The sequence below is a fragment of the Amycolatopsis sp. NPDC114504 genome (assembly GCF_055633595.1).
On sequence record NZ_JBVKDU010000004.1, the window covers coordinates 826099 to 839086 of the forward strand.

The 12988-nt window shown below is 69.8% G+C and carries 13 protein-coding genes; 4 read left to right on the plus strand and 9 right to left on the minus strand.

Annotated elements, in window-relative coordinates; translation table 11 throughout:
- Window positions 1-3: 3 nt before the first annotated feature.
- From ACZ7PG_RS33390 to ACZ7PG_RS33405, 4 genes are all read right to left on the minus strand, one after another.
- Window positions 4-1317 carry an MFS transporter gene (locus ACZ7PG_RS33390; protein WP_470243122.1) on the minus strand — a complete coding sequence of 438 codons (1314 nt, stop codon included), beginning with the start codon at window positions 1315-1317 and terminating at the stop codon, window positions 4-6.
- A gap of 105 nt (window positions 1318-1422) precedes the next feature.
- A complete protein-coding gene (locus ACZ7PG_RS33395; RefSeq protein ID WP_470243123.1) occupies window positions 1423-2277 on the minus strand; it encodes an alpha/beta fold hydrolase in 855 nt (284 codons plus the stop codon).
- 10 nt (window positions 2278-2287) lie between these two features.
- Window positions 2288-3139: an alpha/beta fold hydrolase gene (locus ACZ7PG_RS33400; RefSeq protein WP_470243124.1), complete on the minus strand. Its 852-nt coding sequence runs from the start codon at window positions 3137-3139 to the stop codon at window positions 2288-2290.
- A 62-nt stretch (window positions 3140-3201) separates the two neighbouring features.
- On the minus strand, window positions 3202-3786 hold the full coding sequence (locus tag ACZ7PG_RS33405) for a TetR/AcrR family transcriptional regulator (RefSeq protein ID WP_470243125.1): 585 nt from the start codon (window positions 3784-3786) through the stop codon (window positions 3202-3204).
- Window positions 3787-3920: 134 nt separating this feature from the next.
- Between ACZ7PG_RS33405 and ACZ7PG_RS33410 the strand changes: the two genes are divergently transcribed.
- Entirely contained in the window at window positions 3921-4925 is a 1005-nt protein-coding gene (locus tag ACZ7PG_RS33410) for an NADP-dependent oxidoreductase (protein WP_470243660.1), read from the plus strand.
- A gap of 219 nt (window positions 4926-5144) precedes the next feature.
- Here the strand turns inward: ACZ7PG_RS33410 and ACZ7PG_RS33415 are convergent, their stop codons facing one another.
- On the minus strand, window positions 5145-5477 hold the full coding sequence (locus ACZ7PG_RS33415; protein ID WP_470243126.1) for a helix-turn-helix domain-containing protein: 333 nt from the start codon (window positions 5475-5477) through the stop codon (window positions 5145-5147).
- 1060 nt (window positions 5478-6537) lie between these two features.
- Here ACZ7PG_RS33415 and ACZ7PG_RS33420 point away from each other — a divergent pair.
- A complete protein-coding gene (locus ACZ7PG_RS33420; protein ID WP_470243127.1) occupies window positions 6538-7176 on the plus strand; it encodes a TetR/AcrR family transcriptional regulator in 639 nt (212 codons plus the stop codon).
- Here the strand turns inward: ACZ7PG_RS33420 and ACZ7PG_RS33425 are convergent.
- Genes ACZ7PG_RS33425 through ACZ7PG_RS33440 form a run of 4 tightly spaced genes read right to left on the minus strand, consistent with a single transcriptional unit; the run spans window position 7165 to window position 12003 of the window.
- Window positions 7165-7890 (minus strand): SDR family oxidoreductase, encoded by a 726-nt coding sequence (locus ACZ7PG_RS33425; protein ID WP_470243128.1) that lies wholly within the window; start codon window positions 7888-7890, stop codon window positions 7165-7167. The genes ACZ7PG_RS33420 and ACZ7PG_RS33425 overlap by 12 nt on opposite strands.
- Complete coding sequence (locus ACZ7PG_RS33430; protein WP_470243129.1) at window positions 7887-8657, minus strand: enoyl-CoA hydratase/isomerase family protein; 771 nt, start codon at window positions 8655-8657, stop codon at window positions 7887-7889. Before ACZ7PG_RS33430 ends, ACZ7PG_RS33425 begins: the two co-directional genes overlap by 4 nt.
- Window positions 8654-10261, minus strand: a complete 1608-nt coding sequence (locus tag ACZ7PG_RS33435; protein ID WP_470243130.1) for an AMP-binding protein — start codon at window positions 10259-10261, stop codon at window positions 8654-8656. The genes ACZ7PG_RS33430 and ACZ7PG_RS33435 overlap by 4 nt, the downstream gene beginning before the upstream one ends.
- A complete protein-coding gene (locus tag ACZ7PG_RS33440) occupies window positions 10258-12003 on the minus strand; it encodes a CocE/NonD family hydrolase (RefSeq protein WP_470243131.1) in 1746 nt (581 codons plus the stop codon). The genes ACZ7PG_RS33435 and ACZ7PG_RS33440 overlap by 4 nt, the downstream gene beginning before the upstream one ends.
- 125 nt (window positions 12004-12128) lie before the next feature.
- On the opposite strand from ACZ7PG_RS33440, the gene ACZ7PG_RS33445 reads away from it, so the two are divergent.
- Together ACZ7PG_RS33445 and ACZ7PG_RS33450 are read left to right on the plus strand one after the other, a co-directional pair.
- Window positions 12129-12515: an MmcQ/YjbR family DNA-binding protein gene (locus tag ACZ7PG_RS33445; RefSeq protein WP_470243132.1), complete on the plus strand. Its 387-nt coding sequence runs from the start codon at window positions 12129-12131 to the stop codon at window positions 12513-12515.
- Complete coding sequence (locus ACZ7PG_RS33450; protein WP_470243133.1) at window positions 12512-12880, plus strand: MmcQ/YjbR family DNA-binding protein; 369 nt, start codon at window positions 12512-12514, stop codon at window positions 12878-12880. The genes ACZ7PG_RS33445 and ACZ7PG_RS33450 overlap by 4 nt, the downstream gene beginning before the upstream one ends.
- Window positions 12881-12988 lie beyond the last annotated feature (108 nt).

Genomic DNA, 12988 nt, shown 5'->3' on the forward strand with positions numbered 1-12988 from the left:
GCTTCACCGCAGCTTCCGGAACCAGCGCAGGGCCGGCAGGGCCAGCAGGGTCGCGCCGGACAGCGCCACGAACGCGATGGCCGGGCTGGTCACGAGGAACCCGATCGCCGTCGCCAGCACGACCCCGCCCAGGTTGCCCGCCATCCAGATCAGGCCGGCGGCGGTGCTCTCGGCGTCGGGCGCGTGCCGCTCACTCAGCGAGAGCACGATGGGCAGCGCCGGCAGCAGCACGAAACCCGTTCCGAGCAGCGTGAGGAAGGCCATCGGCGTGCTGGGCACCAGGGCCAGGTGCAGGCATGCCACGGCCGTGAACGCGATCCCCGCGCCCATGAGCCCGACCTCGCGGCCGCGCCGGTCCGCCCACACCGGCACGACGGCGCAGCCGAGCACCCCGGCGATCATGGTGCCCGCGAGGATGAGCCCGGCGGTGGATTCCGGGACTCCGGCCGGCGCCAGCAGCGGTTGCGCGAACGTCGCGAGGGCGATGAACGTGCCCATGGGGACGGCGACGACCGCGCACAACCGCCGGATGTACCGGTTGCCGAACGCCGCACGCACGGCTCGGAGGCCGCCGACGGGGCTCGCCTGCGCCGGCGCGAAGCGCAGCGCTCCGACGAGGCACAGCGCGGCGTCCAGGGCGATCAGCGCGGTGATGAGCGTGAGAGTGCGAATGTTGCTTTCGCCGGGCAGGCACGCCCCGAGCAGGTACCCCACGACCATGCCGCCGAAGGTGGCGGAGGACGCGGCGGCGATGCCGGTGGCTCGGTCCTTTTCGGACAAATAGCCCACGGCGAGCCCCGGGATGGCGTTGAGGACGAACGGCTGCCCGGCCGCGGCGACGACCTGCCCGACGAAGGCCCAGGTGAAATCGTCGGCGGCCAGCCTCAGGAACGCCCCGGCGGCGGTGAGGACCGCGCCGGCGACGAGGGCCGGCCGGAGAAACCGGTCGAGTGCGAGGCCCGCCGGGATCGCGAGAAGCACGTAGACCAGCGGGAAGACCTGCGACAACCAGCCGATCGCCCCGACCGAAACGCCGAAGTGCCGCGCGGCGTCCCCGGTCACGGGCGCGTAGGTTACGAAGAGTGTCTGGCTCGCGGCCGCCAGCAGCCCGTAGGCGAGAAGGACCAGCCACCGGCTCTTCACCTGCTGCTGGGCCTGCGGGGAAGCGACCCGCGTCCTGCGGCGTGGAGCGTGCAGACCGAACGACTCGCCACGCCGGCGGGCGGTGCTCCCGATCATGACCGTGACGACCGCGACCGCGCCGGCGGCGGCAGCAGCACCACGCACTCTTCGCCGAGGGGGCGTCAAATCCGGCATCTGGTTGTCCTTGTCGGTCGATCGTGAGGCTCCACTGTCTCCATCGCGATCGTCCTTGGGTACGACACTCCGCACCCCGATTCGCCCCGCGCGGTGCATCCGGCACTATCGCGCCAGGAACTCCAGGGCCTTGTCGACGAACCGGGCGTGGAACTGGAAGATGCCGCCGTGGCCGGCGTCGGGGTAGATCACCAGTTCGCTGTCCGGCAGGCGACGAGCCAGGTCGTGGGTGTTCTTCGTCGGCACCATCCGGTCGTGGTCGCCGTTGGCGACCAGCACGGGCTGCCGGATACCGGAGAGGTCGGACGGCTTCTCCAGGCCCCACCGGTGGATGGCCTTGAGCTGGGCGAGGTAGGCCCTCGGCGCGATCGCCTTGTCCCGGTCGTTCGTGCGTTCCTTCAACCGGGCCAGGAACTCTTTGCCCGCCCGCTTGCCGTTCGGCGTCCGGGTGAAGAAGAGGAACTGCTTCGGGTCCTGGAGCGTCAGCAGCGCCCGGACGGTGTCGAGGTTCGAGATCCGGGTGACGTTCTTGATGCCCTCGCCCCCGGCGGGGCCGGTGCCGGCGATGATCAGCTTGCGGACCAGGTCCGGCTCGGTCTGGGCGATCACCTGCGCGATCATGCCGCCCATCGAGAACCCGAGCAGGTCGACCTTCGTCAAGCCCAGCGCGCGGATGAAGGTGACGGCGTCGGCCGCCATCGCCTGGATCGACTTCGGGGTAGTGCCGGTGGTCGCGCCCACACCGCGGTTGTCGAAGGCGATGACCCGGTGGTGCGCGGCGATCCCGTCGACGACGCGGGGGTCCCAGTTGTCCAGGACCGCGGCCAGGTGGGTCAGGAAGACGACCGGGACCCCGGTCTTCGGGCCGAGCTCGCGGTAGGCGAAGTCGACGCCGCCGGCGGAGACGGTGCGGGTCGGTGCGTCCCGATAGGACAGGACGACGTCTTGGTTGCTGGTCATGGTTCGTCCTTCACTTGCCGAGGAAGAGGTCGACCTGGGCGGCGAACTCGTCGATGTGCTGGAACAGGAAGGCGTGGCCGGCGTCGCCGTAGAGGACCAGCGTGGAGTCGGCGACCTCTTCGACCGCCTTGTAGGAGCCGAGGGCGGAGATCATCACGTCGTGGATCCCGTTGGCGTACAGGACCGGCCGGCCGATCGCCCGCAGCTGGGCCTTCAGCTGGTCCCATTCCACGGCCAGGAGGCGTCCGACGGCGGCGAGCTGGCCCTGGGCGGCGTCCTCGGTGACCGCGGGACCGCCCGCTTCGAGGCGTTTGGCCACCTTCCCGAGGTGCTCGAGGCCCGCGGCCCGAGCCTGGTCGGTTTCCGGGTAGAAGAGGTAGAGCAGGTCTTCGGCGTCCGCGTCCGGTTTGGCCATGATGGACAGCACCCGCTCCCCCATCGCCGGGGTGCCCGGCGCGACACCCGGCCCGCTGCTGCCGGCGACGACGATCTTGCGCACGAGACCGGGCCGCCGGAGCGCCACGAGCTGCGCCACGATGCCGCCGAGCGACCAGCCGAGCAGGTCGACCGGCCCCAGCCCGAGGGCCTCGATGAACTCGATCGCGCCGTCGGCGAACCCCTCCGCGGTGTCGCGCGGCTCGCCGCCGGTGTACCCGATGCCGACGTTGTCGAACAGGATCACGTCGCGGTCCGCGGCGAGCCGGTCGACGAACTCCGGGTCCCACCAGTCGATGGTGCCGCGGAACCGCATGAGCAGGACCAGGGGCACGCCACCCCGCGGTCCGGTGCGGCGGTAGGTGAAGACCGCGGAAGGACCCGCGGCGGTGTGGTTCTCGAGGGTGTCAGCCGTGTACGTGGTCATGCTTTATATTATGACCATAATTCTATGAGCGGTGCAAGCACTCCCGTTCGTGACGCGGCGGCTCAGCCGGCCGGCGGGGCGTCCAGCACGGTCAGCGCGTTGCGGATCCCCTGCTCCAGGACGCCGTCGGAGAGCTGCCGGTCGGCCAGGGCGCGAGCGAGCTGCAGGGTCCCGACCATCAGGGCGTAGATGCTGAGCGTCTTGACGCGCGCCGACGGCGGGTCGTGCGGGGCCAGACGGGCGGCGATGTCGTCGATGACGGCCAGCACGCTGCCGGTGTAGGTCTCCTTGGTCGGATCCGCGCAGCGGCCGATCTCGTCCAGCAGCGCGGCGGACGGGCAGCCCTCTTCGGGGTTGTCGCGGTGTTCGGGCGAGAGGTACGTACGCACCATCTGCTCGACGCCGTCGCGGCCGGGCGGGAACGAGGTGAGCCACTCGCGCTGACCGCGCAGCTGCTCGGAGACCACGGTGGCGACCAAGTCCTCTTTGGACTCGAAGTGGGCGTAGAAGGCGCCGTTGGTCAGGCCCGCGTCCTTCATGAGCGTGGCGACGCCGGAGCCGTCGATCCCGTCGCGCTTGAGCCGGCGCCCGGCCGTCTCGATGATCCGCTGCCGCGTCGCCTGCTTGTGCTCTTTCGCGTACCGCACCACGCGCGCCTCCACTCACCGGGACCGAAGCCCTTATGTTAGTACGATCATAATCTAAGTGCGGCCGACCCCTTGCACCTCGACCCGCCCGGTCATATTGTAGTACGATCATAATCTAAAGATGGGTGACTGAGATGAAGGCGTTCGTCGTCGATCGCTACGGGAAGAACGGCAACACACTGCGGGCGGGCGACGTGCCGGAGCCCGCCGTCGGCGAGCACGACGTGCTGGTCGAGGTGCACGCCGCCGGCGTCAACGCCCTGGACTCGAAGATCAGGGACGGGGAGTTCAAGCTCTTCCTCCCCTACCGCCCGCCGTTCGTGCTGGGCCACGACGTGGCCGGCGTCGTGCTCCGCGTCGGGGCCCGCGTGCGCGAGTTCAAGCCCGGCGACGAGGTCTACGCGCGCCCGGACAAGGACCGGATCGGCACCTTCGCGGAGTTCATCGCCGTCCACGAAGACGACCTGGCCCTGAAGCCGAAGCGGCTCACGATGGAGGAAGCCGCTTCCGTCCCGCTCGTCGGTTTGACCGCCTGGCAGGCACTGATCGAACGTGCCCGGCTGCGCAAGGGGCAGAAGGTCTTCATCCAGGCGGGTTCCGGCGGCGTGGGGACATTCGCGATCCAGCTGGCGAAGCACCTCGGCGCCACCGTCGCCACGACCACGAGCACGGCGAACGTCGACCTGGTCGAGCGCCTCGGCGCGGACGTCGTCATCGACTACCGCAAGGACGACTTCGAAGACGTCCTGCACGGCTACGACGTGGTCCTGCACAGCCTCGACGGCGAAGCGCTCAAGAAGTCCCTGCGGATCCTGAAGCCCGGCGGCAAGCTCATCTCCCTCTCCGGCCCACCCGACCCGGACTTCGCGCGGGAGATGGGAAAGCCGTGGATCCTGCGCCCGGCGACACGCGTGCTGAGCCACGGAATCCGGACCGCGGCCAAGCGCCGCCAGGTGGACTACTCGTTCCTCTTCATGCGCGCCGACGGCCCCCAGCTCCGCGAGATCACCTCCCTCATCGACGCCGGTGTCATCGAGCCGGTCGTGGACCGGATCTTCCCCTTCGACGCGACCAACGACGCCATGGCGTACGTCGACAAAGGACGCGCCAGAGGCAAGGTCGTCGTGACGGTGCGCTGAGGAGGATCGGGGTGATCGACCGCTGCGGCGTCGCCGCGGATGGACCGCCGGCCCAGCGGTTCGGTTCACTGCCGGCCACGACGATCCTGCCGAGTCGCAAGTCAAAGCCGATGCCGGGTGCGATCACCCTCTACAGCCGCCGGACCGCCGAGTCGGCCGCGCACACTGCGGCCGCGCTCCAGGAGCAGCATCTCCACGCGGCCGGCTCGGGTGTGGAGCTCAGTTTCCGGCGCGGAGTTCGGTGTTGAGGCGCTGGGCTTCGTGGAGCTGGTCTTCGAGGGTGACGATGCGGCAGGCGGCGTCGATGGCGGTTCCCCGGTCGACCAGTTCGCGCACGCGGGCGGCCAGTCGCAGCTGCTGCCGTGAGTAGCGGCGGTGCCCGCCGGCGGAGCGTTGCGGCGTGATCAGCCCGGCTTCGTCGAGGCTGCGCAGAAAGCCTTGGGTGGTGCCGAGCAGGTCGGCGGCCCGGCCCATCGTGTAGGCGGGGTAGTGCTCGTCGTCGAACTTGTCGGCCGCGCCGGGCGTGGCCGGTCCTGCTTGCTCAGGGATCATCCGACCTCCACATCACAAAGGACCCCGGGTGCCGCGCACGGCACCCGGGGTCCTCAAGGGTTGGGTTTCACCATTGTCCACCGGCGCGACCGCCGGCTTCCTGCACCCGCGTCCGGCCGAAAGCCGGGTGTCGCGGGGATCGCTTACTCGTGACCGAGCACCACCTCCGAACTCGATGGGACTGCGGCACCCGCGCGGCGCTACTACCCAGCCGCTGCGGGCGATCCAATGATGCTCCCGATCCCTTCTCTCCTGTGTTTTCCACTTACTGGGTACTGCTGCTACTTCCGGTACTGCGTTGACTGCTACCGGCGCCACGGCTGGAACCCTTCCACTGATCGGTCCCAGCACGCTGACGCCGCTGGCCACTGCCCGAAGCCCCGTTCATTGATCGGCTCCGGCCACCTGACCGGTCCTGCCACTGCACTTGCGACTTGCACAAACAACTACGAGTACTGCTGATCTTCACTATCGGTACTGCCGAACTCGCGGCCACCAGCCGAAACCTTGTTCCGTGATCGGCTCCGCGCTGCCTGACCGCCTTGTCTCACCTCGCGGGTAGTTACGTCCTCTCCCGCGCCTGCTTGACGTTGTCTTCCTCGTTACGAGTAGAACACTACACACACCCGCCACCCAATGTCTACTTCAGTCGGCATAGATTTTCTGAGACGCGTGGGACTGCAGGCCGAGGCGCTGACGCACGAGAGGATGCGGTCGAGTCGGACGAAGCGGTTCCCGACGAAGATCCCGCCGCGGGCGAAGCAGAACAGCGGAACGCCTCGTCACCCAAGCGCGAGGCAGGACGCGGCCCCCGATCGGCTTTCGGCCGGCCGGCTGCTCGAACACGCCCCAGGTGCCATCGCCCGACGATCGACGAATTCCCCCGGACGGCGCAGCGCCGATCCCCCAATCGGTGTGATTTTCGCACAAGTGGGTAGTCAGACTTCCAGTTCTGGGGTTTCGGCGCGCAGGAACCCCGGAATCAGGCTTCGCCGGTCCAGACCCGAGGGCCGGCGAAGCCGCCCGGGCCCGGACCTCTCCCCCGGGTCATACTGGGTCCGTGACGACGGGGCCCCTGATGACCGCACTGGACGACACCGGCAACGGTTCGGCGCGACGCCGCCGGGTCGACCCCGAACGCCGCGCTCAGCTGCTCAGGGACCTCGAGGAACTCGTGCTCGCCGAGGGCTTCATGGCGCTGAGCATGGACGACCTGGCGCACCGTCTCCACTGTTCGAAGGCGACGCTCTACAGCGTGGCCGGGAACAAGGAACAGCTGGTGGTGGCCCTGACCAAGGGATTCTTCCGGCAGGCGACCGAGCAGATCGAGCAGGCCCTGGCCGAGGTGGCCGACCCGCGGCTGCGCATTCCGGCCTACCTGTCAGGGGTCGGCCGCGCGATGAGCCGGTGTTCGACCCAGTTCTACGCCGACATGATCGGCTTTCGGTCCACCGCGAGCATCTATCGGACGAACTCCGCGGCCGCGGCCCGGCGCGTCCGGGAGCTGATCGCCGAAGGCGTCAAGGAAGGCGCGCTGCGCTCGATAGACGGGAACTTCGCCGGGCAGCTCGTGGCACTGGCCATCGAAGGGGTCCAGTCCGGAGTGCTCCTGCAGGGCGGCCTGAGCGCGGGTGAGGCGTACACCGAAATGGCTGATCTCCTGCTCCACGGGCTCAGCGCGCCACAATCATCGGATTGACGAGCCGATGGAGATGCCGCCGTCGACGTCCAGGACGACGCCGGTGAGGTAGCCGGCAGCCTCACTGGCCAGGAACGCCGCGGCCTCGGCGATGTCCTCCGGCCGGCCGGTGTGGCGCATCGGGATCTTGCCAGTGAGCTTGTCGCGGGCGGGGCCGTTCATGGAGGCGAGCATGGGGGTTTCGATGAGGCCCGGGGCGATGGCGTTGGCGGTGATGCCGTGGCGCGCGCCCTCGAGGGCGAGGGTGCGGGTCAGGCCGACGATGCCGGCCTTGGCGGCCACGTAGTTGGCCTGCCCGAAGTTCCCGCGCCACGACATGGACGAGAAGCTGACGATGCGTCCGTAGCCCTGGCGCTTCATCGGCCCGAACGCGGCGCGCGCGCAGTGGAAGCTGCCGGTGAGACTGACGTCGAGCACCGCGTGCCAGTCGTCGTCGGTGATGTCCTCGACCCGGTTGTCGCGGATGATGCCGGCGTTGTTGACCAGCACGTCCAGGCGGCCGAAGTCCTCGACGACGGCGGCGATCCAGGCGTTCACCCCGGCCGAGTCGGTCACGTCGACCACGTCGGCGCGGTGTGGACCGGCCAGGGCTTCGCCGTTGACGTCGGCCACCGCGACAGTGGCGCCTTCGGCGGCGAACCGGGTCGCCATGGCGAGGCCCAGGCCTTGCGCGCCACCGGTGATGGCGACGACACGTCCGTGGTAGCGGTTCATCGGTGGTCTCCGGTCTCGAGAAACGCGCGCAGGGCCTCAGCTACTGAGCTCGCGGGCCAGTTGTCGGCGAAGGTGGCCAGTTCCTCGCGCAGGGCGGGTTCGGGCGCCACACCGTCGATGCGGTGCAGCAAGGTCTTGAGCCGCTGCTGGGCCGGACTGGCACGCGCGGCCAGCTGACGGCAGACGCGGTCGGCCGTGTCGTGCAGATCGGCTTCGGGGACGATCGCGCGGAGCCAGCCGGTACCCGCGAACGCGGTCGCGGGCAGCAGCTCGCCGGTGAGCAGGAGCCAGCGCGACAGCCCGCGCCCGACCGCCCCGGGCAACCGGACGCTGGATCCGCCCGCCGGGACGAGCCGGCGGGTGAGGTGACCGTCGCCGATGAGGGTGGTGTCGGCGGCGACCACGACGTCACAGGCCAAGGCGAGTTCGAGGCCGCCGGCGACGGCGTGGCCGTGCAGCACCGCGACCCACGGTTTGGTGGCGGCCGCGATCCGGGTGAAGCAGGCCGACACGTCGGTCAGGAAGCCGACGGGGTTCTCGCCCCGGTCGTGCAGCTCCAGGAACTGGTGGAAGTCGCCGCCGGCGCAGAAGCTCGGCCCGGTGCCCGCCACCGCGACGACCGCGGTGGCGGGATCGGCTTCGGCGCTGGTGATCTGCTTGTCCAGGGCTTCGATCAGGGTGACGTCGAGGGCGTTGCGCCGCTCGGGGCGGTTGAGCCGCAACCACCGGACGGCGCCGCGTTGCTCGACGAGAAGCGGTTCGGTCACCGTGTCCCCGCGGTCAGTTCCGCTCGCCGCCGGCGCAGCAGGTAGCGCTGAGTCTTGCCGCTGGGCGTCTTGGGCAGGGCCTCGATGAAGTGGACGGTGCGCGGGTAGGCGTGGGCGGCGTAGCGGGTCTTGACGAACTGCTGGAGCTCGGTGGCCAGCGCCGGCGAGGCGTCGTGGCCGTCGCGGAGGACGACGTAGGCCTCGATGACCTCCCCGCGGACGTCGTCGGGGGCGCCGATGACGCTGCACTCGGCGACGGCGGGGTGCTGGACGAGAACGCTCTCGATTTCGAACGGCCCGATGCGGTACCCGGCCATGATGATGACGTCGTCGTCGCGGGAGGAGAAGAAGAAGTCGCCGTCCGCGTCGAACCGCCCGGCATCGCCCGTGAGGTACCAGCGTCCGCCGTCGGTGAACTTGGCGTCGCTCTGCCCGGGGAGCTGGTACCCGCGGAAGGTCATCAACGGGCTCGCGGCGACGTCGATGGCGACCCGGCCGAGCACGCCGGGTTCGACGGGCTCGTCCTGGTCGTCGGCCAGGACGGTGAGGCTCCAGCCGGGCACCGGCCGGCCCATCGACCCGGCCTTCAGGGGACGGGCGAGGTCCGGATGGTGGTGGTTGGCCAACGGCATGCCGACCTCGGTCTGGCCGAAGTGGTCGTGCACGGCGAGCCCGAGTGCGGCCCGCGCCCAGTCGTTGACCTCGGGGGTCAGCGGCTCCCCCGCGCTGGACGCCCGTTCCAGGCTCAGCCCCCGTGGCACGGGCACCGAGGACGCGCGCAGCCCCCGGAACACCGTCGGGGCGGCGGTGAAGTCGGTGACCGAGTGCTCGAGCAGTGTGCGCCAGGTCGTCTCCACGGAGAATCCGCCGGCCAGCAGCAGGCTCGGGATGCCCGCGGCCAGCGGAGCGACGATGGCGGAGTACAGCCCGTAGGCCCAGCCGGGATCGGCGGCGCACCAGTAGCTGCTCGCCTGGGTGACACCCAAGGCGTACTCGAGGTAGATCTGCCAGCCGGCGATGTAGGAGACGGGGTGGATCACTCCCTTGGGCTTGCCGGTGGTGCCGGAGGTGAACATGTGCACCAGCGGCCCGTCCCCGCTCGTGGTGACCCGGGCCACCGGCTCCGGGGACGCGGCGGCGGCCAGGTCCGCCAGCGACGCGCCGGTGACGACGCGGCGCCGAGGGTCGTGCGGCAGGTCGGGACCCGGGTCGAGTTTGTGGCGCTGATCCGGGTCGACGACCACGACGTGCGCACCCGAGCCCTCCAGCCGCAGGGCGATGGCCTGCGGCGCGAACGCGGTGAACAGCGGGACGTAGACCGCGCCGAGCCGCCAGATCGCGAGGATGAGCGTGACCAGGTCGGTGCTCTTGCCCATCAAGGTCGCCACCCGGTCGCCGGGACCGACGCCGAGCCCATGCAACGCGCGCGCGTAGCGGTGCGAGCGCGCTGCCAGCTCTCCGTAGGACAGCGTGAACGGCTCGCCGTCGACGACGGTGAACGCGACGCGATCGGAGGGGTGCCGATCGCACAGCAGCCACGCCACGTCGAGGACCGGGGCGGTGAATTCCGCGGTCAGCTCGGCGACCCGGTCCGCGGCGCTCACCGCTGCTCCGTCCGGTCGATGACCGGCAGGACGAGCCGGCTGGGGTGGCTCGGCCCGTGGTGGATGTGGTTGATCGCGGGAACCATCTGCGCTTCGGTCTCGCGGGCGATGACGCCGCCGGTGTTGGTGTTGCGGTCGTAGCGCGGGAAGTTGCTGCTGGAGACGTCCAGGCGGATGCGGTGCCCGGGAAGGAAGACGTTGGAGGTCGCGGTCAGGTCGACGGTGATTTCGTAGACCGTGCCGGGCTCCATCAGCTCTTCCGTGGCGAGGCCGTTGCGGTAGCGGGCGCGCAGGATCCCGTCGCACAGGTTGATCGCCTTGCCGTCGGGGAAGACGTCGACGAGCTTGGCGGTGAAGTCGGTGTCCACAGTGGACGAGGAGACGAACAACTTCGCGGAGACCGGTCCGGTGACCTCGACGGGCTCCTCGAGCACGGGACCGCTGAAACACAGGACGTCCTCGCGGCCGGCGACGGTCCGCTGGTCGACCGGGCCGCCGAAGCCCGGGGTCATCGGCAGGCACGCCCCGCCGGCCGTGGGCACCGGGCGGCGCGGGTCGTAGAGGTAGGTGTCGTGCTCGGCGATCGCCGCCGGCTCGGTGGTCAGCATGCCGTCGCCGCTGGCGGTGTTGGCGTGGCCGGCGCTGCCGAGGTGGAAGTCGGTCCACCGCGTGTCGGGCAGCGGCCAGTCCTGCTCGTCGCGCCACTGGTCGATGCCCATCACGAAGATCTTCACCGGCGCCACACCGTCCAACGCGGTGGTCTCGCCCTTGACCCAGTGGTCGAAGAACTTCACGTGCAGGTCGGTCAGGCCCATCAGCTGGGCCGTGGCCATCGGGCCGAAGGACCGGTCGGGATAGACGCCGTCCGCGGAGAGGTGGTCCCACGGACCGATGATCAGCCGCTGTCCCTCGCGCGCCTGCTCGCTGCCGGCGTTCCGGCGGGCGGCGGTGAAGGTGCGGACGGTCTGTCCGATGTAGAGGTCGTACCAGCCGCCGATGTTCAGGGCCGGGGCGGTGACGTTCTTCAGCTCGGACGTGAGCTCCATCGCGTCCCAGTACCCGTCGTGCGACGGGTGGGCCATCCAGTCGTCCCACCACTTCCCGTACGCCGCCAAGACCGGGACCTCGGCCGTCGGCAGCACCTCGTTGAGGGACTCTTGAGTCAGTACCGCCTGGACGAGCTCCCGCACCTGGGACAACGAGCCTTCGCCGAGCGCCAAGGACCGCTGCGCGTCGGCCGCGTACATCATGGAGTTCCAAAACGTGACCAGGCTCAGGGAAAGCGCACCGCCCGCGGAGTACCAGGGAGCCTCGTAGTTGTCGATCGACGTGACCGACGGCGCGATCGCCTTCAACGCGGGAGATCCCGTCGCGGCGGCCTCCCACTGGACCATCCCGAGGTAGGACGGCCCGTACATGCCCACCGTTCCGTCCGACCACGGCTGACCGGCGATCCAGGCGAGAGTGTCCTCGCCGTCGGCGCGATCGGCCATGTGCGGGACGAACTCGCCTTCCGAGCGATGGGTACCCCGGCAGTCCTGCACCACCAGCGCGTAGCCGGCCTCGAGGAAAGCGAGGAAGTCGGGCATGACCGACTGGGTGATGCCCATGGCGTCCTTGCCGTACGGGAGACGCACGAGCAGCGTCGGCCCCTCGCCCTCGGCCAGGCGCCACACGTTGGCCGCCAGGGCGACGCCGTCACGCATCGGAATCCGGACATCTATCTCGTACACGTGCGGCATGCGGCGCTCCTCGATGAGCTGAACAGCGGTTTCAGATGGCGGTACGTTAGACAGAACATCTGTACCCTGTCAACGTACCGGAGCATCATTGCCCCAGCCCGTCACCACCCGAGAAGGCCATCACGATGAACTTGCAGAAGACCGCCGCCGATCGTGCGGAGGGACTTCCCGGAGCTCGGCTGGAGCATCCCTTCGGCCCCGACTGGGAGGTCTTCAAGGTCCGCGGCAAGGTGTTCATGCTGATGACCGAGGTTCCGGGGCGCCCCGTCGTGATCCTCAAGGCAGACCCCGGCGAGGCCCTCGCCCTGCGGGAGCAGTACCGCCACATCACCCCCGGCTACCACATGAACAAGAAGCACTGGATCACGCTGGAGGCCGGGGAAGGCGTCGACGAAGGGCTGGTCGAGGAGCTCGTCACCGACTCCTACTTGCTCGTGGTCTCCCACCTGTCCAAGGCCGAGCGGCCCGTCGACCCGCGCACCTACGGCAGCGGCACCCGGGCGGCCAGGTGAGCGCGGCCGGTGACCGGCTCCAAGACGCCGCGCGCGCCACGGCCCTCGCCCTGCCCGGGACCGACCACGGTTACCCGTTCACCGAGCACCTGGACGTGTACAAGGTGGCGGGCAAGGTGTTCTTGATCGTCACCGACGACCCGGACGACCAGATCATCACGGTCAAGTGCGAACCTGAATACGCCCGCGCGCAAGAACGTGGCCACGCCTCGATCACCCCGGGCCGCTATCTCGACAAACGGCATTGGATCTCACTGGGGCCGGGCCCTGGCATCACCAAGCGACTGATCACCGACGCCGTCGAGAATTCCTACGACCTGGTCGTCGAGCGGCTGCCGCGCCGCGACCGCCCCGGCGCTCGATGAGCCCGCGGCCGACATCGAGGACGGCACCCGCCCGACGTGCCCCGCGAAGAGTCCGCTGAGCGGCCACGGCCGACGCCCCTGCTCGGCGACCTGGTCCGCCGCAGCTCC

Bases quoted from the DNA above. Each gene is read 5' to 3' on its own strand.
- ACZ7PG_RS33410 (WP_470243660.1), top strand. From the start codon at position 3,921: ATGAAGGCGTTCGTCGTCGATCGCTACGGGAAGAACGGCAACACACTG.
- ACZ7PG_RS33390 (WP_470243122.1), bottom strand. From the start codon at position 1,317: ATGCCGGATTTGACGCCCCCTCGGCGAAGAGTGCGTGGTGCTGCTGCC.
- ACZ7PG_RS33395 (WP_470243123.1), bottom strand. From the start codon at position 2,277: ATGACCAGCAACCAAGACGTCGTCCTGTCCTATCGGGACGCACCGACC.
- ACZ7PG_RS33400 (WP_470243124.1), bottom strand. From the start codon at position 3,139: ATGACCACGTACACGGCTGACACCCTCGAGAACCACACCGCCGCGGGT.
- ACZ7PG_RS33415 (WP_470243126.1), bottom strand. From the start codon at position 5,477: ATGATCCCTGAGCAAGCAGGACCGGCCACGCCCGGCGCGGCCGACAAG.
- ACZ7PG_RS33445 (WP_470243132.1), top strand. From the start codon at position 12,129: ATGAACTTGCAGAAGACCGCCGCCGATCGTGCGGAGGGACTTCCCGGA.
- ACZ7PG_RS33440 (WP_470243131.1), bottom strand. From the start codon at position 12,003: ATGCCGCACGTGTACGAGATAGATGTCCGGATTCCGATGCGTGACGGC.
- ACZ7PG_RS33425 (WP_470243128.1), bottom strand. From the start codon at position 7,890: ATGAACCGCTACCACGGACGTGTCGTCGCCATCACCGGTGGCGCGCAA.